Origin of the sequence: Colwellia sp. TT2012, assembly GCF_001440345.1 — a bacterium.
In the GTDB taxonomy this organism is placed as follows: Bacteria; Pseudomonadota; Gammaproteobacteria; order Enterobacterales; family Alteromonadaceae; genus Colwellia.
The window spans coordinates 654,516-676,780 of record NZ_LJYX01000017.1 but is presented as its reverse complement, the minus strand read 5'-3'; the positions used below and the strand labels follow the sequence as shown (position 1 = coordinate 676,780).

At 38.9% G+C, this 22,265-nt stretch carries 21 protein-coding genes and 2 pseudogenes; 12 read left to right on the top strand and 11 right to left on the bottom strand.

Annotated features, from left to right (window positions below; all coding sequences use genetic code 11):
- Window positions 1-69: 69 nt before the first annotated feature.
- The 7 genes and pseudogenes from ASU03_RS12605 (at window position 70) to ASU03_RS12575 (ending at window position 5,855) form a co-directional block, all read left to right on the top strand.
- Window positions 70-591, top strand: coding sequence for an HvfA family oxazolone/thioamide-modified RiPP metallophore (locus ASU03_RS12605; RefSeq protein ID WP_057832118.1), 522 nt, complete (start codon window positions 70-72; stop codon window positions 589-591).
- A 153-nt stretch (window positions 592-744) separates the two neighbouring features.
- Window positions 745-1,224, top strand: a complete 480-nt coding sequence (locus ASU03_RS12600) for an aminoacyl-tRNA deacylase (protein WP_057832117.1) — start codon at window positions 745-747, stop codon at window positions 1,222-1,224.
- 67 nt (window positions 1,225-1,291) lie between these two features.
- Window positions 1,292-1,750 (top strand): annotated as a pseudogene (locus tag ASU03_RS21535) (DUF1456 family protein); the annotation flags it as partial.
- A 364-nt stretch (window positions 1,751-2,114) separates the two neighbouring features.
- A complete protein-coding gene (locus ASU03_RS12590; RefSeq protein WP_057832115.1) occupies window positions 2,115-2,510 on the top strand; it encodes a response regulator in 396 nt (131 codons plus the stop codon).
- Window positions 2,511-2,624: 114 nt separating this feature from the next.
- The gene (gene apt, locus ASU03_RS12585; protein WP_057832114.1) at window positions 2,625-3,170 is read left to right on the top strand and encodes an adenine phosphoribosyltransferase; all 546 of its coding nucleotides are present in this window, start codon (window positions 2,625-2,627) and stop codon (window positions 3,168-3,170) included.
- A gap of 29 nt (window positions 3,171-3,199) precedes the next feature.
- The gene (dnaX, locus tag ASU03_RS12580; protein ID WP_057832113.1) at window positions 3,200-5,392 is read left to right on the top strand and encodes a DNA polymerase III subunit gamma/tau; all 2,193 of its coding nucleotides are present in this window, start codon (window positions 3,200-3,202) and stop codon (window positions 5,390-5,392) included.
- Between the two features lie 133 nt (window positions 5,393-5,525).
- Window positions 5,526-5,855, top strand: coding sequence for a YbaB/EbfC family nucleoid-associated protein (locus tag ASU03_RS12575; protein ID WP_088568907.1), 330 nt, complete (start codon window positions 5,526-5,528; stop codon window positions 5,853-5,855).
- Window positions 5,856-5,968: 113 nt separating this feature from the next.
- On the opposite strand, the gene ASU03_RS12570 is transcribed toward ASU03_RS12575, so the two are convergent.
- From ASU03_RS12570 to ASU03_RS12560, 3 genes and pseudogenes are all read right to left on the bottom strand, one after another.
- A complete protein-coding gene (locus ASU03_RS12570; RefSeq protein WP_057832112.1) occupies window positions 5,969-6,958 on the bottom strand; it encodes a glucokinase in 990 nt (329 codons plus the stop codon).
- Window positions 6,959-7,013: 55 nt separating this feature from the next.
- Window positions 7,014-7,572: pseudogene (locus ASU03_RS12565) on the bottom strand (LacI family DNA-binding transcriptional regulator); the annotation flags it as partial.
- Between the two features lie 1,086 nt (window positions 7,573-8,658).
- The gene (locus ASU03_RS12560) at window positions 8,659-8,889 is read right to left on the bottom strand and encodes a hypothetical protein (RefSeq protein ID WP_057832111.1); all 231 of its coding nucleotides are present in this window, start codon (window positions 8,887-8,889) and stop codon (window positions 8,659-8,661) included.
- A 410-nt stretch (window positions 8,890-9,299) separates the two neighbouring features.
- Between ASU03_RS12560 and recR the strand changes: the two genes are divergently transcribed.
- A complete protein-coding gene (recR, locus tag ASU03_RS12555) occupies window positions 9,300-9,905 on the top strand; it encodes a recombination mediator RecR (RefSeq protein ID WP_057832110.1) in 606 nt (201 codons plus the stop codon).
- Window positions 9,906-9,939: 34 nt separating this feature from the next.
- On the opposite strand, the gene ASU03_RS12550 is transcribed toward recR, so the two are convergent.
- The 3 genes from ASU03_RS12550 to ASU03_RS12540 form a co-directional block, all read right to left on the bottom strand.
- Complete coding sequence (locus tag ASU03_RS12550; protein WP_057832273.1) at window positions 9,940-10,266, bottom strand: translation initiation factor; 327 nt, start codon at window positions 10,264-10,266, stop codon at window positions 9,940-9,942.
- A 221-nt stretch (window positions 10,267-10,487) separates the two neighbouring features.
- Entirely contained in the window at window positions 10,488-11,414 is a 927-nt protein-coding gene (locus ASU03_RS12545) for an electron transfer flavoprotein subunit alpha/FixB family protein (protein WP_057832109.1), read from the bottom strand.
- On the bottom strand, window positions 11,411-12,163 hold the full coding sequence (locus tag ASU03_RS12540) for an electron transfer flavoprotein subunit beta/FixA family protein (protein ID WP_057832108.1): 753 nt from the start codon (window positions 12,161-12,163) through the stop codon (window positions 11,411-11,413). The genes ASU03_RS12545 and ASU03_RS12540 overlap by 4 nt, the downstream gene beginning before the upstream one ends.
- A 245-nt stretch (window positions 12,164-12,408) precedes the next feature.
- On the opposite strand from ASU03_RS12540, the gene ASU03_RS12535 reads away from it, so the two are divergent.
- A complete protein-coding gene (locus ASU03_RS12535; RefSeq protein WP_057832107.1) occupies window positions 12,409-14,070 on the top strand; it encodes an electron transfer flavoprotein-ubiquinone oxidoreductase in 1,662 nt (553 codons plus the stop codon).
- A 230-nt stretch (window positions 14,071-14,300) separates the two neighbouring features.
- Here the strand turns inward: ASU03_RS12535 and ASU03_RS12530 are convergent, their stop codons facing one another.
- From ASU03_RS12530 to ASU03_RS12515, 4 genes are all read right to left on the bottom strand, one after another.
- On the bottom strand, window positions 14,301-15,101 hold the full coding sequence (locus ASU03_RS12530) for a DUF2884 family protein (protein WP_057832106.1): 801 nt from the start codon (window positions 15,099-15,101) through the stop codon (window positions 14,301-14,303).
- Between the two features lie 5 nt (window positions 15,102-15,106).
- Window positions 15,107-16,795, bottom strand: a complete 1,689-nt coding sequence (locus ASU03_RS12525) for a DUF342 domain-containing protein (RefSeq protein ID WP_057832105.1) — start codon at window positions 16,793-16,795, stop codon at window positions 15,107-15,109.
- Between the two features lie 115 nt (window positions 16,796-16,910).
- Window positions 16,911-17,237, bottom strand: coding sequence for a hypothetical protein (locus tag ASU03_RS12520; RefSeq protein ID WP_057832104.1), 327 nt, complete (start codon window positions 17,235-17,237; stop codon window positions 16,911-16,913).
- A gap of 156 nt (window positions 17,238-17,393) precedes the next feature.
- On the bottom strand, window positions 17,394-18,692 hold the full coding sequence (locus ASU03_RS12515) for a CinA family nicotinamide mononucleotide deamidase-related protein (protein ID WP_057832103.1): 1,299 nt from the start codon (window positions 18,690-18,692) through the stop codon (window positions 17,394-17,396).
- Between the two features lie 410 nt (window positions 18,693-19,102).
- On the opposite strand from ASU03_RS12515, the gene ASU03_RS12510 reads away from it, so the two are divergent.
- Window positions 19,103-19,492, top strand: coding sequence for a hypothetical protein (locus ASU03_RS12510; protein WP_057832102.1), 390 nt, complete (start codon window positions 19,103-19,105; stop codon window positions 19,490-19,492).
- 64 nt (window positions 19,493-19,556) lie between these two features.
- Window positions 19,557-20,477, top strand: coding sequence for a 4-hydroxy-tetrahydrodipicolinate synthase (gene dapA / locus ASU03_RS12505; RefSeq protein ID WP_057832101.1), 921 nt, complete (start codon window positions 19,557-19,559; stop codon window positions 20,475-20,477).
- A gap of 49 nt (window positions 20,478-20,526) precedes the next feature.
- On the opposite strand, the gene ASU03_RS12500 is transcribed toward dapA, so the two are convergent.
- On the bottom strand, window positions 20,527-21,507 hold the full coding sequence (locus tag ASU03_RS12500; RefSeq protein ID WP_057832100.1) for an RluA family pseudouridine synthase: 981 nt from the start codon (window positions 21,505-21,507) through the stop codon (window positions 20,527-20,529).
- Between the two features lie 446 nt (window positions 21,508-21,953).
- On the opposite strand from ASU03_RS12500, the gene ASU03_RS12495 reads away from it, so the two are divergent.
- Window positions 21,954-22,169, top strand: a complete 216-nt coding sequence (locus ASU03_RS12495; protein WP_057832099.1) for a hypothetical protein — start codon at window positions 21,954-21,956, stop codon at window positions 22,167-22,169.
- The last annotated feature ends 96 nt before the right edge of the window (window positions 22,170-22,265 follow it).

Below are 22,265 nucleotides of genomic sequence, written 5' to 3'. Positions count from 1 at the left end.
AAGTCATATAAATAAATCTCAATAATATGAGAACACCCAAATACAAGTCTAAATTAAAGGAAATAAATCATGAATATAGTTAAGACATCATCACTAGCAGCTGTACTTGGCTTACTTGCTTTTAGCCTTTTTGCTAGTAATGTAGTAAAAGCTGAAGCAAACCCTTTTGCCGCAAATGAATTAGTAACCATTGCTGCGGATCACGCTGAGGGCAAATGTGGCGAAGGTAAAATGAAAGACCACAGCAAGGGAAAATGCGGTGAAGGTAAAATGAAAGGCCATACCAAGGGTAAATGCGGTGAAGGTAAAATGAAAGGCCATAGCAAGGGAAAATGCGGTGAAGGTAAGATGAAAGATCATAGCAAGGGTAAATGCGGTGAAGGTAAGATGAAAGGCCATACCAAGGGAAAATGTGGCGAAAGTATGATGAAAGACCACAGCAAGGGAAAATGTGGCGAAAGTATGATGAAAAATCACAGCAAGGGTAAATGTGGCGAAGGTAAAATGAAAGCTGCTAAAAAAGGAAAGTGTGGTGAAGGTAAATGTGGTGAAGGTAAAATGAAAGACAAAAGTAAAAAGTGTGGTGGTTAATCACAAAACTTATGTTTAGCTAAGCCATAAAGACGGGGTAGTGCCCGTTTTTGTCGTTGTTAGGCCAGCCGGTAGGCATAATATTACTTAGCAAGTAACTTAGTGTATATATGGCTATACTGTAATAAGTGTACTTAATGTATCGAGGTTTATATGAATATTTCAACCAGACTTACCCGTTACTTGAATGAAAAAAGTATTCCGTACCAAGAAGTTGAACACTTTCACAGTAACAGTTCTATAGGCACTGCCATCACGGCAAATATATCATTAAAACAAATAGCCAAGGCTGTGTTGTTAAAAAACCACGAAGACAAAAAATTAATGGCGATATTACCCGCGGCTGATAAAATTAACCTGTCAGTACTTAATGAAAATTTACATGGTAGCTATCAATTAATGAAGGAGCATGAAGTCTATCAGCTTTTCTCTGATTGTAATCTTGGTGCAGTGCCTCCTGCAGCTGAAGCTTATCATTTGAGTATGGTTTGTGCGCAAGAGTTAACTCAACTAAAAAAAGTTTACCTCGAAGCTGGGGATCATGAGACACTACTTTGTGTTAATCAGGATGACTTTAAAACATTAATGACGTCTGGTAAACACCTACACTTTAGCCGAGAAGTATTTCATTAACTTATATGTTTGCTATTAGCCTTAGTGTGTATAATAGCCTTCTTATGCTTATGTACTGGATTTTACCGTGAACAATAATGATATTTTGCGCCGCTTGCGTTATACCTTTAATTTTAATGATAAACAAATGGTAGCGATCTTTGCCTCTGCCGGTGAGGACGTCACTCGTGAGCAGATAAGTCAATGGCTGAAAAAAGACGATGATAGCGATTTTGTTGCTCTATTTGATACCAAGTTAGCGGTGTTTTTAAATGGTTTTATCAATGAAAAACGAGGTAAAAAGCCCGGTGTCCAGGCAATACCCGAAAAGCGTCTATCTAATAATATTATTTTAACAAAACTTAAAATAGCCTTAAATTTACAAGCCGAGCAAATAATTTCTCTACTCAGTGAGGTAGACTTTCGCCTGAGTAAACCGGAGTTAAGTGCATTTTCGCGTAAAGTAGATCATAAACATTATCGAGAATGTAAAGATCAGGTTTTACGAAACTTGTTGCAGGCTATTGATAAAAAATATCATGTAGAAAGAAGTAAGAAAATGGTTAGCTCTGCTAGTGGTAATTCAACATCGGCTAATGATAAAAAGGATTACGCTAAGAAAAAAACTAACAAAGGTATTAAAAAAACACCCTCATCGCCTTGGGTTGAAGGGGCTAGACCTAATGCAAGTAGTGTCTATGTTAACCCTAACAGTACAGCTAGCCCTAAACGTCCGCGCCTTAAACTGGCCAAGTAAAGGCTCCCTTGGCAAAAAAATTACACATTAGTGCTAAGTTTACGTTAGATTTGAATCATACTGTTTCATAATTTATCTAAGATAACCCTATATACTGTAATAATTATAGGGTAAGATCCGCGCCAAATTAGCTCTTACTGTTTAAAAATTGTATATGAATATTTTAGTTGTTGATGACAAAAAAGCGGTTCAAGATATGCTAACAGAGTTGCTCATTTCACAAGGGCATAATGTTGATAAAGCTATTAATGGACTTGATGCACTAGGGAAAGCGCAACAAGGTAACTACCAACTCTTTGTTATCGACCATTTAATGCCTTTGATGGATGGTTTACAGCTTACTAAAAATCTAAAAAATATCCCTGAATTTGCTGAAACAAAAATTATCTTTATGACTACCCAGGGCATTGATAGCCTGAAAAATCTGCCAGAATACTCACTCTTTGATAAAGCTATTGATAAGCCCATTAATAAGGATAAATTCCTTGCTTTGTTATCTGAACTCACTGATTCGAACTTTGAATGCGAACCCTTGCAAGTTAATTTATAATATTGCTTAAGCTAGTGTTTTATCGCTGTAAAAATTAGCAGAATTGCTTTATGATTTGTTTATCTATTTATTACTATTACAGAGAGCCCATCTAAGGCTTTCTGCTTTGCTATCATGAATGATTCCCAACAGCAGCAGTTGCTTAATGCGATACATACTGTGCCAGATTACCCCGTTAAAGGCATCATGTTTCGTGATGTCACCAGTATATTAGAAGATGCTCAAGCTTTTTCATTAACAATTGAACTCTTAGCTGAGGCCTATAAAAATAAAGGCTTTACCAAGGTGGTTGGTACTGAAGCTCGAGGATTCCTCTTTGGTGCACCTTTAGCGTTAGCTTTAGAAATAGGTTTTATACCCGTAAGAAAACCGGGGAAATTACCTCGTGATACCTATGCACAGGCTTATAAATTAGAGTACGGTGAAGATGTCTTAGAGATTCACCAAGATGCATTAAATTCTGCAGACAAGGTACTGATCATTGATGATTTATTAGCAACGGGTGGTACCATAGAGGCAACAACTAAATTGATTCGACGCCTAGGTGCGCAAGTACAAGACGCAGGCTTTGTCATTTCTTTACCCGATTTAGGTGGCGAAAAACGCCTTGCAGAGCTTAATATTACCCCTTTTTCGCTTATTCAGTATCAAGGTGAATGATTTTTCACCGCATCAAAAAGTAATTTAATATGAGTTATCAAGTTTTAGCGAGAAAATGGCGACCTAAAAATTTTCAAGAATTGATAGGGCAAGAGCATGTGGTCAATGTGCTTGCCAATGCTTTATCTCAACAGCGCTTGCATCATGCCTATCTTTTTACCGGCACTCGAGGTGTCGGTAAAACCACCATTGCCCGAATTTTTGCTAAAAGTCTTAATTGTGAAATTGGCATTACAGCTAAGCCTTGTGGCGAATGTGATGCCTGTATCGATATAGATCAAGGTCGCTTTGTTGACCTGTTAGAAATTGATGCCGCGTCTAAAACTAAAGTAGATGATACTCGAGAAATTCTTGATAATGTGCAATATGCTCCAAGCCGAGGACGCTTTAAGGTTTACTTGATAGATGAAGTACATATGCTATCACGTCATAGTTTTAATGCCTTGTTAAAAACTTTAGAAGAGCCGCCGGAGCATGTTAAATTTATTTTAGCAACCACTGATCCACAAAAACTGCCTGTTACCGTGTTATCACGTTGTTTGCAGTTTCATTTAAAAGCCTTAACCGTTAAGCAAATTGAAGAAAAACTGGCTGAGATCTTATCTAAAGAGCAAGTAACTTATGAGCAAGGCTGCCTAACTTTACTCGCTAAAGCCGCTCGTGGCAGCATGCGCGATTCATTGAGCTTAACGGACCAAGCTATTGCTCAAGGGCAAGGAAATATTAGCTTAGCTAATATTCAACAGATGCTCGGTGGTATCGATCAAAACTGGGTTTACCAGCTGGTCGTCGCTTTACTAAAACAAGACAGCCAAGCGTTAATGGCGTTATCACAAGAAATTGCTTCTTATGCGCCAAGCTATAGCCGCTTATTTGCCGAATTAATTCAATTATTTCATCAAATAGCATTGCTGCAAATAGTTGATCAGCATTTCGATTTACCCGCTGACTTATTAACTTTATTGAAAAAGTTTAGTCAAGCTATGTCTGCTGAAGATGTGCAACTGTATTACCAAATAAGCCTCAATGGTCGCAAAGATTTACCCTATGCTTTTGATGAGCAAGCTGCTTTTGATATGACCTTATTGCGTTTAATTGCTTTTAAACCAATGCAAAAACCACCGCTTAGCAGTGAAGCAATTGTCGCTACGAATGTCTATGCCAATGAAGTTAGCCCCAACGAGGTTAACTTTAATGATGTTGCATTAGCAAAAACCGCTCAAATACCGCCAAGTACTGCTGCTTTAGACCAAAAGCCAGTAGTTGCCACTACCACGAAAACTGCAGTGGTCGATACTCAATCCGAGCCTATGGTTAACCCTGATGTTATTGAGCCTTTTATTACTCCGGATAACATTCAACAAAATGAATTGAATGAACAAATGCTCGCCATTGAGCAACAAGCTGACGATTTTAGCAATAGCGACAGGGCAATGTCACACCAAGCTGCTGGTATGCCAAGCGAAGCAGCTGTTATTCCAGATGAAATAGCCGCTATTCCTCGGCCAACAACATCAATAGTCAAGAGTAACGAGCAACAAAAGCCAACTCCTCTTGTTAATCAACAAGACGGCCAGCTTAGTATTGATAGCCCAGTAGCTTCAGTGCTGGCAACACGAAATATGTTACGCAGTCGCAAGAAAGAGCTGGAGAAGCATGCAAAAAAGCCAAGTGACGCAGCTCTGCGTCAATCTAGTAACCTAGATAGTAGTAAAGGTAGCGCTATAGCAGCACCTGTTGAGTCACAAGTGGCAGCAACGGCAAGTGCTGTTATAGTGCCCGAGCCGGAAGCTCCGTTTCATCAAGATAACATTAATCCTGCGACCATAACTAAAGCAAACCAAGTCGATAAATGGGCGCATATGATTGACTCTATGCAGCTCACCGCCCGTATTAGGCAATTAGCGATACATGCTACCATCAGTGAAGACTCTACTGATGATAACTTGATCTTGCTATTAAATCAGGCAACCAGGCATTTAAAAACCGATGTTGCTCAGCAACAATTACAAAGCTATATTTGTCAGTTTTTATCTCGTCAAGTTACCGTAACACTCAATATCGTTGAAGAGACGGTGGCCGACCCTTATCAAATTCAAGTGCAAATTAATGACAAACGACTTGATTATGTTAAAGCTTTATTAAAAGAAGATGCTGTGGTGATTGCCTTGCAAGATACTTTTCAGGCAAGCTTGAATGAAGAGAGCATTGCGCCACGTTAACTCAAACGCTACGCTGAAATAGACTTTACCCTAGAGTATTTAATCACTTCATTTACATTCAAAACTTGCTGTCTTTCAGGTAAAATAAGACAATCAATGTAAAAATAGTCAACCTAGTAATATCGGAGAAAATATCATGATGAAAGGCGGAATGGGCAACTTAATGAAACAAGCCCAACAAATGCAGGCCAAAATGGCTAAAGCGCAAGAAGAGCTGGCAAAAATGGAAGTTGTTGGTGAAGCAGGTGCTGGCATGGTTAAAGTAACTATGACCGGTAGTCACAGTGTTCGTCGTGTTGAGCTTGATGACAGCTTAATGGACGATGATAAAGACATGATTGAAGACTTACTTGCTGCAGCGGTAAATGATGCGGTACGTCGTGTTGAAGAGCAAAACAAAGATAAGATGGGCGCACTTACTGGCGGGATGCAATTACCACCAGGTATGAAAATGCCTTTTTAGGCTGCTTTCGAAGCCAGATTATTTTCAAACTGGCGTTTTTAAAGAGGGTGTATTTTAAAGAATAAAAGCTCAAGAGATCCTTGAGCTTTTTTTTCCTGCTATTTTCGGTAAAATTATGGGCAAACCTGGTTAAGATAAGCGGCAGCACCGAGTAAACCTGGTTGGCTTTCGGTGATGATGTAAGTCGGCGTTTGTTTGTTTAAATACGACATACGACCTTTAGTTTCAAACCTTGCTCTAAACTCACTGTTTTTTAAATAATCGACAAACCTCGGCACTATACCACCCGCGATATATACACCACCAATGGAGCCTGTGGTTAAGGCTAAGTTACCGGCAAAGCTGCCTAAAATTTTACAAAACTGTGATAAAGCCTGTGTGCTTATCGGGCAGTTGCCATTTAATGCTTGTGCACTAATATCTTTAGCCGTTAGTTTAGTCGCTGCAGGGGCTTTGTCATTTGCCATAATAACCGTTAATGCGTGATATATTTGCTCTAAGCCGTAACCAGAGAGTAGCTGTTCATAAGAAATGCGATTTTTTGTCGTTTTTAATTGTTCAAATATTTTAACATCAAGTTCATCGACAGGGGCAAAGTCGATATGACCTCCTTCGCCACCTAAACAGTGCCAGTGATTATTGATGTTCACTAAATTAGCAACCCCCAGCCCTGTTCCCGGACCACAGACCGCTATTGGTTGGTTCTTCACTGCTTCTCCGCCGCCAATTTTTATCTTTTGCTTATCATTCAATAAAGGAATGGCCATAGCGATTGCGGTGTAATCATTTATTAGCGTTAAGCTATTTAACTTAAGCTCTGCTTTCAGCTGTTTTTGTGAAAACTGCCAGGGCAAGTTGGTCATGGCGATAGCATCGCTATCAACAGGGCAGGCTATGGCTAAACAGGCATTAACGCGTGTGTTAAGTAGTTTTTTTTTGGTTAAGTATTGATAAATTACCGTACTTAAGTGGGCAAACTGCTGACACTGATAGGTTTCAATTTCGTTGAGATTATTATTCTTATCAGTCATTGCCAACCTGATATTTGTACCACCAATATCAGCAACTAGATTGATTACTTGCCTATCTTGTGAATTCATCATCTTTTGTCTTACTTCTCGTTCAAAGGTGTTTATTTTTCAATGTCACTAGTTACGGCATTAACTTTGCTGCCATGGTGCCCATTAAATTTACTGGATTATCTATGGTAGTCAGTTTCGGGTAGGTATGTCGTGCAAAAATGATATTATCAAAGCCTATTATCGATAGATCTTTAGGTAAAGAAAACCCTCGCTCTCTGGCATAAGTAATTGCCCCCGAAGCCATCTCATCATTGGCACAAATTAATGCACTAAATTTCTGCTTACTCTCAAGAAAATGGTTTAAACCGTCACTGCCACCGGTCTCTTTAAAGTCGCCTTCAAAATATAACGTGTCACTAAAAGGGATATTACTTTCTGCTAATGCTCGTTTATAACTGGCTAATCTGTCTTTTTGAATCGGTTTTAAATTGGAGACTAGCGATACGGGCAATAGTTGAGTGTCCTTGCGCTATTACTGACTGGGCAATAAAATTAGGGCGATAGCCCCGTTCAGTCATTGCGTCAAAAACTTTTTGACGTGTTTTATCGCTGACTCGTGGATTTTTATTTATCACACGAGAAACCGTTGCTAAAGAAACGCCAGCAAGTTTTGAAACTTCGTATATAGTGGCCATGTTATTCCTAAGTTGGCAAATTTAGTGGTAAATACTTTGAATTTTAACGGTTTAATTCTAACATGTTTGCCAATATGTTAACTAGTAGCAGTCTTTAATTGTGCTTGTATTTTAACTACTTGCTGCTCTGTTAAGGTATGTTTTCGTATTAGCCAGGCAACAGAAAATCAGCCTAACGCCGGTAAAATGGTAAAGGATAATAGTATACCCTGTTTAGTTGCTTCAGTTTGTTCAACATTTGGCTGGTAGTTGTAAAGGCTAATAACCAACCAGCAAGTGCGCCATCAATGGCCTATGCTGTCAGAAAATTTTTCCCATAACACCGGCTTGCCATATCTAAAAAGAATTTCCAAGCAATAAAGGCAATAGTAAGCTAAAACAATTAGCTGTTACCGATTAAAAAACGGAATAAACATATGGTTGCTGAGATTGTTTTTAAGGCGATAGAGGCAATCATTAATAGGGTATAGGTAACAAAAGCATAAATTATTTATTGTCTTCGGATATATCATGTGTGGTAGAAGCTAAAATACTGATAATGGCAAAAGGCAGGGCTAACCATACTTAATAGGGTCTAATCAGACCCCTTTTTTTGTTTGTATTATTGGCAATATTATCCATCAGTGGAGCAGTAATCGCATCGATAAGTTGTACCAATAAAAACATGGCTCTGTTATAGATTATTGTTGTTGCCTGCCCAAAGGCTTATAACTAAGGGCTGCCAGCACATTAAGGGTTTAAAGCGTAAATCCTTTGCAAGCGTCTCTACATAATGGCTGTAGCTAATTTGATTAATGCGACAACAGAGCCGTTAATTATAAGATGGCTAGGTTAAGTTGTTGGCAAAAATAACTTTGTTAAAATTGTGATTTAATTGCTAAAGGAAACATGCGCGCCACAAGCTTTAAGGTTAATGGCGTATTGGTATGAAAGACCATGATGCCTGGACTCTGGTTTATTTTGAGGATGAGTTTTATCAGTGGTTATTATCAGACAACATCAATAACTAACTAACTGCGACGGGGGCTATATTGCTATGAGCTAATTCTCGTTGCAGCCAAACTCTAGCTTGCTGCCAGCCTAAATCTAAAATGTCCTGACATTTAATTGGTCAATGATGCGTTTATCAGTAATCGCTTTGCTAGATTGCTCGCCTTGCTCATTATAATTCACCGCGGCAACCGCCACTATTTGTACGATAGAACCCATGATGAATTGTGCTTCAGGACTATATGAATAGTTATTGATTTTATTGAGTAAAACACCATAATCACCCTTAAAAATATTGGTAAGAAAGTTATCATGCTCTTCAACCATTTCTAAAGATACTTCAATTCATTCATCGATAATAACTTCGGCAATGCTATCACTGATAATGTTACTATCAGCAAAACTTATTCTTTACCTAACTACTTATAAAGTATAAAAAATTAATCCATTGGCCACCTTGTCTAGCAGTGAGATTTTTCTGCTCATCGTTATTTTACCCCACACTTTAACATGATGTTTACTGAATTACCCTCTGCTCTAAGACAGCTGCGACTCTCTTCTGCAGCAGTTAACTGAAAGATGAGCAAATATTTTCGATAAGCCACTACTATTTAGCCATTAGTTTTATTAAAATTAGCCTTATGTTTTGAAAAAGAGCCGATATTGACTATTACTTTTTTTCATAAGGCGATTTTTTTATCAGCCTGTCATTAAATTTAAAATAAAAGCAGTTACCTATGAAATTTAGTCCACTTGTGCAAGAGTTAATTGATTCACTAAAATGTTTACCTGGGGTTGGCGCTAAGTCAGCACAACGCATGGCATTCCAGTTACTTGAGCGTAACCGACGTGGCGGTAGTAAACTCGCCAAAACCTTAGCAAAGGCGATGACAGATATTGGCCATTGCCAACAGTGTCGTAACTTTACCGAAGAACCACTCTGTGAAATTTGTCAAAACCCTAAACGACAGTTAGCGACTAAGCTTTGTATTGTAGAGACACCGGGTGATGTTATTGCTATAGAGCAAACCGGTGAGTTCTTTGGTAAATATTTTGTCTTGATGGGGCATTTATCCCCTATTGATGGCATAGGGCCAGATGACTTAGGTTTAGATATATTAACTAAACAATTTGCTAGTGGTCAGTTTAGTGAGGTTATCTTAGCAACTAACCCTACGGTAGAAGGGGAGGCAACCGCGCACTATATTGCTGAGCTTGCCCAGCAATATCAAATTAATATTACTAGAATTGCCCACGGTGTTCCTGTGGGTGGGGAGTTAGAGTATGTTGATGGTAATACCCTATCGCATGCCTTAGCCGGCAGAAAAGCTTATGAAATTTAACTCGGTAATAATAAAGCCTAGCTAGCGTAGAGCCTTAACCGCCGGTAAACTTAACGTTAAAACCCGCCTTTTCTAGCACCTGCTGTATTACATCACGCTTATCGCCTTGAACCTCAATGGTTTCGCCAACGACTGAGCCACCACTGCCGCAGGTCTTTTTAAGTTTTTTTGCTAATTCTTTTAGTGCCTTGTTGTCTAGACCTAGGCCGCTGATGACCACAACACCTTTGCCTTTTCGCCCTTTTGTTTCACGTCTGACCTTGGCAAAACCATCACTTGGCGTAACCGTTTTTTCCTTCTGTTGGTTAATGCGGCCAGTGTCAGTTGAATAGACCAGTGTGTCATCACTTGCTGGTGTCAATTTATCACGCTCAATGGGGGCTTTACCAAAAGCTGCGGCTAAATCACTTAAACTAGACAAATTATTTTTCATATATCACTCAATACTCTTAGCTAAACTGGTTAATCAAATTTCAGATAAAATAAAACCACAGCAACGTTAATAGTCACTGTGGTTTTATTATATCAAGGCTAGAACACGCTGAAAACCGCTTGTTAGGGGTATATTATTGCCTGAATATTTTAAAGCTTGCTTTCTAACTCAGGTAAAGCATCAAATAAGTCAGCAACAATACCGTAATCTGCAACTTGGAAGATTGGCGCTTCGGGATCTTTATTGATAGCGACAATGACTTTTGAGTCTTTCATACCGGCTAAATGCTGGATAGCACCACTGATACCGACGGCAATGTATAAGTCAGGAGCAACAATTTTACCTGTTTGACCAACTTGCATGTCGTTTGGCACAAAGCCAGCATCAACAGCAGCACGTGATGCGCCAATAGCTGCGCCAAGTTTGTCGGCAATACCTTCAAGTAATTTAAAGTTATCGCCATTTTGCATACCGCGACCACCAGAAATTATCACAGTAGCTGCGCCTAGATCAGGTCGCTCAGAGACAGTTAACTCGTCACTTACATGGCTTGATATACCAGCATCAGTAACCGTATCTAATTTAACAACTTCAGCATTGCCATCGGTTGCTACCGCATCAAAGCCAGTAGTACGGACAGTGATAACCTTTTTGTTATCTAAACTTTGTACGGTTGCAATCGCGTTGCCGGCATAAATAGGGCGAATAAAAGTATCACTACTTTCAACGTCAATAATATCAGAAATTTGCGCAACATCTAATAACGCGGCAACTCTAGGCATAAAGTTTTTGCCGGTAGTTAGCGCTGTTGCCAGAATGTGTTCATAATCGCTCGCTAATTCAGTGACTAATAAACTAAGATTTTCAGCAAGCTGATGTTCATAAACGACATTATCACAGACTATTACTTTATTGACGCCATTGACTTTTGCTGCCGCATCAACAACATCTTGACAATTTAAGCCTGCCACCAGTAGTGTTATATCACCACCAATTTTTTGCGCAGCGCCTACTGTTTTTAGGGTCTCAGCTTTTAACGAGCTGTTGTCGTGTTCAACAATTACTAAAATACTCATGAGATCACCTTGGCTTCATTTCTTAATTTATCAATTAATTCATCAATACTTTTTACCATAACACCGGCTTTGCGCTCTGCTGGCGGAGTAACTTTTAATAATTTAGTACGTGGGCTTAAATCAATGCCAAAATCTGCCGCTGGTCTTACTACTAATGGCTTACGCTTAGCTTTCATAATATTAGGTAATGAAGCGTAGCGAGGTTCGTTTAAGCGTAAATCTGTGGTTACAATAGCGGGCAAGTTAAGCGCAACAGTTTGTAAACCGCCATCAACCTCACGGGTAACATTGACTTTATCGTCAATAAACTTCACTTCTGAGGCAAAGGTACCTTGTGGCATACCTGTAAGTGCCGCTAGCATCTGGCCAGTTTGATTGTTGTCACTATCAATGGACTGTTTACCTAAAATAACAAGTTGCGGTTGCTCTTCTTCAACCACTTTTTGCAATAATTTAGCAATGTTCAATGCATCTAGGTTTTCATTCGTTTCAATTTGAATAGCGCGATCGGCACCTAAGGCTAATGCGGTACGCAATTGTTCTTGGCAAGACTTATCACCGATAGAAATTGCAATTACCTCTGTTGCGATACCCGCTTCTTTTAAACGTACCGCTTCTTCAATGGCAATTTCACAAAAAGGGTTGATCGCCATTTTTGTATTGGCAAGATCTACATTGGAATGATCGGGTTTTACTCGAACTTTGACGTTATAGTCAATAACACGTTTAATCGGAACTAATACTTTCATCGCAGCCTCTGAAAAGGTTTGTTAATTTACAATAATAGTTAAAAGATACCCCTGGCTTACGTCAACGTCAACGTAATCTTGGTGAAAACTTTTAAACTAAGATACAATCTAGATAAGTGCTTGTAACAGTGCCTTGCTTGGACATCTGTTATAAGATACTATCAAACACTTGTTTGAATATCAAACGCATGTTTGAATTTTACTGAAAACTTAACAGTCTAAATATAATAATACTGGGAGATCTTATGGAACGCGAATCGATGGAATTTGACGTAGTCATTGTTGGTGCTGGCCCTGCAGGTTTATCAACGGCTTGTCGCTTAATGCAACTAGCACAAGATAAGCAGCAAGAGTTAATGGTTTGTGTGGTTGAAAAAGGCTCAGAAGTGGGCGCGCATATTCTTTCCGGCGCTGTTTTTGAACCAAGATCTTTAAATGAATTATTTCCTGATTGGCAACAAAGAAATGCACCATTAACCACCAAAGTAACTGCTGATGATATTTATCTATTAACGAATGAAAATTCAGCTATCAAGTTACCTAACTTTGCCGTACCCAAAACTATGCATAATGACGGCAACTATATTGTTAGCATGGGTAATGTTTGTCGCTGGTTAGCTGAGCAAGCAGAGCAACTAGGTGTTGAAATTTTCCCCGGTTTCCCAGCGCAAAGTATCATATATAATGATGATGGTAGTGTTGGTGGTGTTATCACCGGTGATATGGGGCTAGATGCCGAGGGCAAAGAAAAAGACTCCTTTATGCCAGGTATGGAATTACGCGCTAAGTACACGGTTTTTGCTGAGGGCTGTCGCGGTCACTTAGGTAAAGAGTTAATTGAAAAATTTAACCTTGATGAAAACAGCTCGCCACAACATTACGGTTTAGGTTTTAAAGAAATTTGGGACATAGCGCCAGAAAAACATCAAGAAGGTCTAGTGGTACACACTGCTGGTTGGCCGTTAGATAAAGGAACTACCGGTGGTGGTTACCTTTATCATGCAGAAAATAATCAGGTATTTGTTGGTTTAATTGTTGATTTAAATTACAGCAACCCACATCTAAGCCCTTTTGATGAGTTTCAGCGTTATAAACATCACCCTAAAATTAGTCAATACCTTGAAGGGGGTAAACGCGTTTCCTATGGTGCACGAGCTATGGCGAAAGGTGGTTTTAATTCATTACCTAAAATGACCATGCCGGGTGGATTATTGGTGGGCTGTGACGCCGGTACCATTAATTTTGCTAAAATTAAAGGTAATCATACCGCAATGAAATCAGGCATGTTAGCGGCTGAAGCCATTGCCCAAGTATTGATTAATGATGAAGGTATTGCCGAAGCAGGTAAGCAGGATTTAACGCACTTCAGCCAACTCTATAAAGACTCTTGGTTATATGAAGAACTATACAACACCCGTAATTTTGGTCCAGCGATGCACAAGTTTGGTACTTTATTAGGTGGCGCTTATAACACTTTAGATCAGAATTTTTTCTCCGGTAAATTACCGTTTAATTTTAAAGATGATAGCCTAGATCATGCCCAACTGAAGCTTGCGGCTGATGTTCCAGTGATTAAGTATGCAAAACCAGATAATAAATTAAGTTTTGATAAACTGTCTTCGGTATTTTTATCTAATACCAATCATGAAGAAGAGCAGCCTTGTCATTTAAAACTCAAAGATGCTGACATTCCTATTAGTGTTAATTTATTGAAATATAATGAACCCGCACAGCTATATTGTCCTGCCGGAGTGTATGAAGTTGAAAAAACTGAGCAAGGTGATAAGTTTATTATTAATGCGCAAAATTGTATTCACTGTAAAACGTGCGATATTAAAGACCCAAGTCAGAATATTACTTGGGTAACGCCGGAAGGCACTGGTGGGCCAAACTACCCGAATATGTAATACCATAGCCATTAAGTTTGTTGCGACTCAGCAACAGAGTTAAATTGCTATTATATACAGCTATTAGGTTGTTTTTGTTGCAAGGCCCAATATACTCTAAGGAGTGTCTTGGGTTTTTTTCTTTTTTGAGGGGAGGGCTATATAATAACCCTACTTGCTTGTTGATTTTTAATTAAGCGTAACTCGTTGATTTTACTTGAGTATTATTCAGTCATTATCCAGAGTTCAGCTTAGTTAGATATATCGATAAGGTTATATGCTTTTAATACGGGTATGGCTTGGTGAAGCTGAGTTTCAATTTCATCTAATCGACTCAGTTTTTGACAAAAAATAGCCGTTTTTTTATCAAGTGCTTGACTACGTTTAGTCACATCGTTATCCAAGCTGGTACTAATGTTTGTTAATCGCTTAGCAAAGGTGGTTATTCGTGTTTCAGCAACGTATTCGTTGCTATCACGGTCAACTAATATTGACTGACCCACTGCGGCTAATATTGAACCGATAGAGGTTGAAATTATCGCTTCTATCTCTTGTTCAAATTCACCGGTTAACATTTCATCAACATCATTTAAGTCTTGTGGCGCGATATAATAGTTATTGGCACTTTGATTAAAACGTGCACGTATGCGCCATTTTATCTCATCAAATTTGGCTTGTACTTTTTGTTGTGCAGCGCTGTTTTCCCCCGTTAAGCCAGCAATCATTTCATTGATTGCTTTTAACGCAATATCTACGCCTTCAATAGCCATAGCGATTATTTCCGGGACTTGTTGGCGGATCCCGCTACTGAAGCTATTTAACAGTTGTTGCTGCTCTATAGATAAGGAAACTTCCCTACCTTTAATAAAAAGTTGCTCGCTATTGTTAATTTGTACTTGGGTTTTACCTTGATCGACGATGCGGATATGTTTAGGGGCAATAATAATCCCATAATTAAGATGAATGGAGCATTGCTGGGCATAGACCTGCTGGCTTAAGGGTAAGGTGAAAAAGAGCAGCGTACAATATTTTAGCGTTGAGGTGTTTACCATAACTGTTAGGTATTCACTATAGGGTCAATAAGTATCTTTCTCTCATGATAAATCATTTTACTTGGACCATACTCTCGGCGTGTTTTCTCATTAAAGTCACCGATAATTAGCTCAACGCCATGATAAAGTTTTTCGGTTGCTTCAAGATAAACACTAGCCATGTACTCTTGTAGGCTGTTTTCAAGGCTGCTTTTTTCATTAAGTTTTTCACCCATTTTATTGGCATGATATTGGTAGGTTGGCACTATTTTGGCTATTAACTCTGGTTTTGCTTTATCTTTAGGTAGTTTCTTTAATTTATTTATCGTCGCTTTTAATTCATTGGTTTTATCCGACTCTATTTTGAGTAACTCATCTACTTGCTGAATATCATTTTTAAATTTTAGGATTTTATGCTCAAAATTAACTACGGTATTACTACCCGCAGTAGCACCAATTATGCCGGCATTAACTGAAGAGCCTGCTTTGGTATAGCCGCCGATGAGTTTACCATCAGCTTTACCCTCTTTACCTATCCATAGGCGACCATTAATATCCAAAATACTGTGTAGTAACTGGTTTTCAATACGTACGTCTTGAGCACAGGTGATTTGTGCATATTGTCCATACTTGGCATAAACACTGCCTTTAGCATGAATATTTACACTCATAGTGATATCGGTAATCTGGGTTTTTTCAGTATCATGTTTTCGGCCAATAATACCACCAGTAATGGTAATATCACCACCGGCTTCTAAAGTTGCCGACTCAACAAAACCACCAACGGTAATATCGCCAGAAGCGGTAACTTTCATGCCTTCGGTAATATCGCCATCAATAATAACACTGCCAGTAAAATTGATATTACCGGTAGCCACGGTGACATTTTTAATTTTATATACCTCATCAACTTCCATACCGTTGTTAATGAGTTTAGGCAGGCCAACTTTCTCTGAAACTAAAAGATTAGTATTTTGTGAGCTTATATTGGTACCTTGCCCAGCAACGAGTTCGATATCATTACCTGGCTCTGCGGATAAAGGCGTAGCCGTTACCGTGTAACCTTGTTCACCCTTGGTTAAGGGGACCTTTTTGGCCAGAGGATCACCAACCTTTACACAGATGATATCGCCAAGGTCTCGCATGTCTACGCTACCATCTTCGCGTTTTTTAGGTTTGAGAATGCGTGTTTGTGAACTTTCAACCAAGGGTTTTATAATGGCATCTTTACCATTAATTGCTATTTTTCCTGTGGCAATTTGCAACTCAACTTGATTGTTAGGCGCTTCTTTGGCGGCAAGTTGTGCCAGTTGGATTAAATGATCTTTACTAAAACCTTTTTTTACCCCAGCGGCTTGTGCCGCAGTTAATATGGCTTTTGCCGTTAGATGTTTACCGCCTTGAGCGCTGGTGATTTCTGCACTAGCACCCATTTCATCCGCTTCTATGGTTATATTAATTTTCGCGTCAACGCGCTCAAGCACTTCATAGCGTATAGTTCTACCAGTATTTTTATCTTGCAATGGTTTGAGCACATCATTTAACTCAGCAATGGCATTTTTCACATTACCATTGTTGATGCGAAGCTTTTTATACTCTGATGCCTCTATTAGCTCATTGATAGTTGAGGTGGAAATCGTGTCACCCCCTTTAATTGGCTCTAACACTAAATCGATATTATTCTTGTCATTGCAAATTAAACTGGCTTTGGTCATTACTGTGCTCCCCTAACCGTTAAACACTGCTGAGCCAAATAACGGATAGATGCTGTTGTTATTTTATAATTATTATGTTATGTCTACTCGTAAGTTGGCTTGATGTAGACTTAACTTATATGTAATGGTTTTGATGAATTTTAATAAAGCTAGTGGTACCTTCTTTAGAGTAATCAATTTTATACTCTACACCATCAAGAGCTTGGATGAATAAGAGTGTTTTCTCTTCACCAAAAATTTCCGTAGATGAAATATTAACAATGTCTTGATATGCTTTTTTAGCAATAGAGCGTTTCGCGGGTACTTCACCCTTATAAATACCAATGCCACGATGGCTAATAATGACAACCAACTTCTCACCATTAATAATAAGTAAGTCGAACTTCTTTATCTTGTGAATAATGGTATTTCGGCCACTGGTTATAAAATTTTTCTCTATCACAATAGGCTCCTGATATTCATGTGTTATTTCTTTTTACACTTTGTCTTAATATATAAATTTTTACTAGACTAAGCAATGATTAAGCGATGATTTATCCGCTGGTTATATTGATTCTAGTTTATATCTTGTTAAGGTTTTGTCTATCATTATTGCCCTTTACTGAGGAGGAAAAGCTCTTTCGGTAATATAGTTTGGTATAGTCGTTAAATTTTGTTGGTATCTACGGAGTAAGTCTAGCCCTATTGCCGCGACAAATTGTTGAAATTGACGTCTTTTATAAGGTAATTGTAAACATTGAGTTTTGATATCTCCCAGGCGGCCCCAAGCAAACCAAACGGTACCCACAGGTTTATCTTTACTGCCGCCATTGGGTCCGGCAATTCCGGATACCGCTATGGCAATATCAGCCTTAGATTTTAATAATGCACCTTGCGCCATGGCGATCACCACAGCCTCACTTACCGCACCTTCTTGCGCTAAAATACTTGCGGGAACATCTAGCATAGCTGTTTTCATTTCGTTGCTATAAGTGACAAAACCGGCCTCAAAGCTGCTCGATGAGCCACTAATCTCAGTTAATTTACTGGCAATGAGGCCGCCAGTACATGACTCGGCTGTGGTGACTTTTATATTGTGCTGTTGTAATTGATTGAGCAGGTGTTCCGCCAGCGATTTTGGCTTGCCTTGCACCTCAGCGATTAAATGATCGCCAAGCACATTGACTAATTTATTTTGCCAAAGTGATTTTAATGCCAAACCTTGCTTGGTATTTGTGGTTAGCTTTATTTCAAGTAAGGGCATACCCGCACGAAAACCCAGTTCTATTTCTGTCGGCCAATTGGGCAGTTGCTCATCAATTGCTTTTTGTAAACTTGACTCACCTAAGCCAAAAACCTGTAGACGAGTGACGTCAGTGATTAAATCACTCGGTATGTTTTTAGCGATAATCGGCACTATTTGCTCTATTAACATGGTTTTTAGTTCGTGCGGAACACCTGGGGTACAGTAAATGTCACAATCTTTATAACGCACAGAAAAACCAACGGCACTGCCACTGCTATTGGCTATTATTTGGCAGCCTTTAGGTAATATGGCTTGTTTGAGGTTAGGGGCATTTAATTCTGTCCCGCGTTGCAGGCACCAGTGGGTTAAATGACTCAGCGCTTGTGGGTGTTGGTTTAACTCTACCCCGATGGCAAGCGCTAAAGCTTGGGCTGTTAAATCATCCACCGTTGGGCCTAAGCCACCATTAATTATTAATAGATCACTAGTACTTGCCATGTAAGTAATTTCACTGACCAGCAGTGCCAAATCATCAGCAACGGTGACCTTGCGGTTAATTTTAAGTCCAATTTCTTTTAGTGTTTGTGCCATCATGGCGGAGTTACTGTCAACAATATCGCCGGTCATCAACTCATTACCGGTTAATAATAACTGTACTTTTGGGGCTGACATCGTTCATCTATCCTTCAGGTATTTATTTGTCGATAAATTTAAACCTTTTTCTCTAAAGTTACATCATAATTTTTTTATGAAGTTAAAAAAATATAAAATAGAGGGCATAAGCCTTGAGTCATGTAATTAAAAACTGGGTAAAGAGCTTAATGCTTTTTACCGTGTTTAATTTTTCTAGTCAGCATAGTTGTCATGGTTAGTAAAAATCATGGCTGAAATTACCCCGTCTTTTCGGTAACAAGGCAAAGTAACTTTAGTTTGAATAAGCTCAATGGCACAGTGAAAATCGAATCGTTAGTCGCCGCTAGTTAGCCATAACCACAAGTCTGTTGATTCAGATTTGTAATTTTTATGAATAACTAATAATTTTAAATTATAATTCCACATAGTAAAATGAAGGACAATACCTAGTGAGTAAAAAAACCTATGCAAGAGCGTTACTTTTTGGCCGCTGGTATCGAAATGATATCGATGAGCAAGGTAATGAAACCGTTGAGTATGCTGAGCTTAGTAGTGATGGCAGTTTTGAATTTACCTTTATTACGCTGGATGTTAATGGCGTAATTATTGAGCAAGTTACCGAGCTTGGTGATTGGGGCTTAGTGGCAGATATTCACTTTACCTTAACAAAAAACGAACTGATTAATGATGAAATATATGCCGCAGATTTAAATAATGATGATAATTATCAAGTGTATAAGGTGTTATCATTGGATCATAAAAAATTTCATTATCAACATAGATTAACCAATGAAGAATATATCATGACACGGGTTGTTGATAACACCGGTCATTGTTAGACTAACTGGCAAGAATTTACTGATTTACCTTAATTAAAATCAAATAAAAAATTAGAGACAGTTCATGAAGCGATTAAAAGCAGCAAGTTTAATTACCGCAATAAAAACGCCCTACACTGAAAAAGGGGAAGTTTGTTTAAAAAGTTACGATTTCTTAATACAGCAGCAAATCGCGGCCGGTGTTGATGGTATTGTGGTCGGTGGTACTACCGGGGAAGGGCACTTACTTAGCTGGGAAGAGCACTTAATGCTAATTGCTCATTGTGTGCATAACTTTGGCGATAAATTAATTATTGTGGGTAATACCGGTAGTAATAATACCCGTGAAGCAATAAAAGCCACCGAATATGGTTTTGCTATAGGTATGGATGCCGCACTACAGATAAACCCATACTATGGTCGTACTTCGCTTAAAGGGGTAATTGAGCACTTAAAAATAGTACTCGATATAGGTCCTGCCTTTATTTATAACGTTCCAGGGAGAACGGGACAAGACTTAACCCCAGAATTCATTGAGCCTTTAGCCTCGCATAAAAACTTTATTGGTGTGAAAGAATGTGCCGGTAACGAACGCATTGCCTATTATGAAAAACAAGGTATTGCTTGTTGGTCCGGTAATGATGATGAAAGTTATGCTGGGCGTCATGAACATGGCTCACATGGCGTGATTTCAGTTACTTCAAATATTATCCCCGGCATTATGCGCCAGTTAATGGATAAAGAAAATTTAACACAAACCACACAACTTAATGAACAAGTAGCAGATTTAATGGCCTGGCTATTTTGTGAGCCTAACCCTATTGCCATTAATACTGCGTTAATGATGACAGATGCGGTGCCTAAAAACATTCGTTTACCTTATCAAGCACTGACACTAGAGCAACGTCAGCAAGGCTTAAAGATTTTAACTGCGATTGCCAGTAAAGAGTTGGTTGGTAATAGCTTATCTCTACTTGAAGATGCTGACTTTAATTATTGTATCTAAGCGTTGGGTATAGTCGCTCTGCTCTGATGAATAGGGTTCATCTATAAATTTAAAGCCTCGGTGATAACTGAGGCTTTAATGTTTCTGGCAACTCAAAATATCGCTCTTTTTTAGTGACTGTTCCAGCACTTACTGATGTGATCTCAGGGGTGAGCGGGCAAGTGAAGCGTAAGCTAACCGCACACAGCTGCAAATTACACGGCTCACTATCATTTGCTATACCATGTAATCTATCACCGACCACAGGCAGGCCAATACTTGCCGCATGTAGTCTGATTTGATGCTTTCTACCACTGTCTATTTTGACTTTTATTAATGAGCGATCGGCACAGCTATCATAGGCCAAGCAAGTAAAGGTACTGCGGGCACTCTTGCCATCAATGTCAGCGGTAATAACTTCTGGTTGTGGTCTTTTACTGTGATCACCATGAACAATAATATGATAATTTTTCTCTAACTGGTGTTGCTCAAACATTGCTGACAGCGCCCGTGCCGCTTTTTTACTGTGCGCTATTAATATCAAGCCAGTCGCCGCTCTATCTAATCGATGGACAATAAAAGCTGGGCGCTCGTTTGGCAAGTTTTGCTGAGCAAAGCGGGCAATGGTGCAATGATCACTCCATTTAGAGCCCTGCGATAACATACCGTAGGGTTTATACCAGACGCTGTAATCAACTAAATCTTCAATGAGTATTGCTGGTGGAACCGGTGTTGACAGCACTGTACTATTGTAATAAAAATGCAGTTCATCACCAGGGAGTAATTGTTTTTTTATCCGGCGTAATCGTTGTGTTTGTTTTTTATTTTTTGCCGGCGTTAACCATAAGGCGCCTTTACTAATGGCCTGCTTTAACGCTGCTGTTGATAACGACGTTTGTGGTGAATTACTTTGGCCATCACGATAACTTTCTAATATTGAAATGGCAGTGCCATTAACGTGCCCATCGACTTTGATATGCCACTCAAACTTTTGTTGGTTTTTAGTGGTGGCGTCGTCCTGATTTTCTGAACAGCTATTATCTATAGGCATATTGGCAAGAAGTCGTTAGGGCTTTGCCGTTATTTTACTAGGTTTATGGTCGGTGCAAAGCTAAAATAACGCATTGATAATAATAATCGGCAAATATTACAGTAATGACTATGAATATGAGCCGTGAGCTGACATGTTGTCCCGAAGATCCAAGCGGCAATAACTTTTTGAAGATGAGCGAATAAATGAGGGTAAATCGACTGCTCAGTACTATTTTCTCGTTAAAAGTTGTGCTTAACTTCGGTCGGTTATTACTAGCAAACAAGCAAAGTTTTTCTTTAACGGCTTGCCCAGCAAAGTAAAAGTCAGCCGCTGTTTTTCTCAAGTGCCACGCCGTTAAAGGGACAGTTTGATAGCGTTTATTTTGTGGTAATTTTGACTAACTGGGCTATTACTCGCTATAAAATGGTATTATTCTCTACAAATCAAGCGAGTTTAGGACGTATATGAACATAGATCTAAAGCAATTTTCCGCCTTACAAAAAGCAAGCCAATCATCCTTTTTTGAGCAAAAGAAACTGCTTAAACAGGTGATGTTAGGTAAAACCGTATTATGTAAAATCTGTAAACAACCGTTAAAACTCCATACCCCTGAGCAAGCTGGACCAACAGGCGTACGTTGTGTAAAAGGCTGTACCGATATTTCATTAGATTTTGTTTAGTTTATTGAGGTAAATTACCTGATAAAAATTAACTTAAATCAATGTATGTGCAGCAAATGTTGTTTTGTCTGCTTGAGGGATAACATTAAGTAAAGT

Bases quoted from the DNA above. Each gene is read 5' to 3' on its own strand.
- ASU03_RS12600 (WP_057832117.1), top strand. From the start codon at position 745: ATGAATATTTCAACCAGACTTACCCGTTACTTGAATGAAAAAAGTATT.
- dnaX (WP_057832113.1), top strand. From the start codon at position 3,200: ATGAGTTATCAAGTTTTAGCGAGAAAATGGCGACCTAAAAATTTTCAA.
- ASU03_RS12500 (WP_057832100.1), bottom strand. From the start codon at position 21,507: ATGCCTATAGATAATAGCTGTTCAGAAAATCAGGACGACGCCACCACT.
- apt (WP_057832114.1), top strand. From the start codon at position 2,625: ATGAATGATTCCCAACAGCAGCAGTTGCTTAATGCGATACATACTGTG.
- ASU03_RS12530 (WP_057832106.1), bottom strand. From the start codon at position 15,101: ATGGTAAACACCTCAACGCTAAAATATTGTACGCTGCTCTTTTTCACC.
- dapA (WP_057832101.1), top strand. From the start codon at position 19,557: ATGAAGCGATTAAAAGCAGCAAGTTTAATTACCGCAATAAAAACGCCC.
- ASU03_RS12545 (WP_057832109.1), bottom strand. From the start codon at position 11,414: ATGAGTATTTTAGTAATTGTTGAACACGACAACAGCTCGTTAAAAGCT.
- ASU03_RS12540 (WP_057832108.1), bottom strand. From the start codon at position 12,163: ATGAAAGTATTAGTTCCGATTAAACGTGTTATTGACTATAACGTCAAA.
- recR (WP_057832110.1), top strand. From the start codon at position 9,300: ATGAAATTTAGTCCACTTGTGCAAGAGTTAATTGATTCACTAAAATGT.
- ASU03_RS12525 (WP_057832105.1), bottom strand. From the start codon at position 16,795: ATGACCAAAGCCAGTTTAATTTGCAATGACAAGAATAATATCGATTTA.
- ASU03_RS12515 (WP_057832103.1), bottom strand. From the start codon at position 18,692: ATGTCAGCCCCAAAAGTACAGTTATTATTAACCGGTAATGAGTTGATG.
- ASU03_RS12590 (WP_057832115.1), top strand. From the start codon at position 2,115: ATGAATATTTTAGTTGTTGATGACAAAAAAGCGGTTCAAGATATGCTA.
- ASU03_RS12535 (WP_057832107.1), top strand. From the start codon at position 12,409: ATGGAACGCGAATCGATGGAATTTGACGTAGTCATTGTTGGTGCTGGC.
- ASU03_RS12605 (WP_057832118.1), top strand. From the start codon at position 70: ATGAATATAGTTAAGACATCATCACTAGCAGCTGTACTTGGCTTACTT.
- ASU03_RS12560 (WP_057832111.1), bottom strand. From the start codon at position 8,889: ATGGTTGAAGAGCATGATAACTTTCTTACCAATATTTTTAAGGGTGAT.
- ASU03_RS12495 (WP_057832099.1), top strand. From the start codon at position 21,954: ATGAACATAGATCTAAAGCAATTTTCCGCCTTACAAAAAGCAAGCCAA.
- ASU03_RS12570 (WP_057832112.1), bottom strand. From the start codon at position 6,958: ATGATGAATTCACAAGATAGGCAAGTAATCAATCTAGTTGCTGATATT.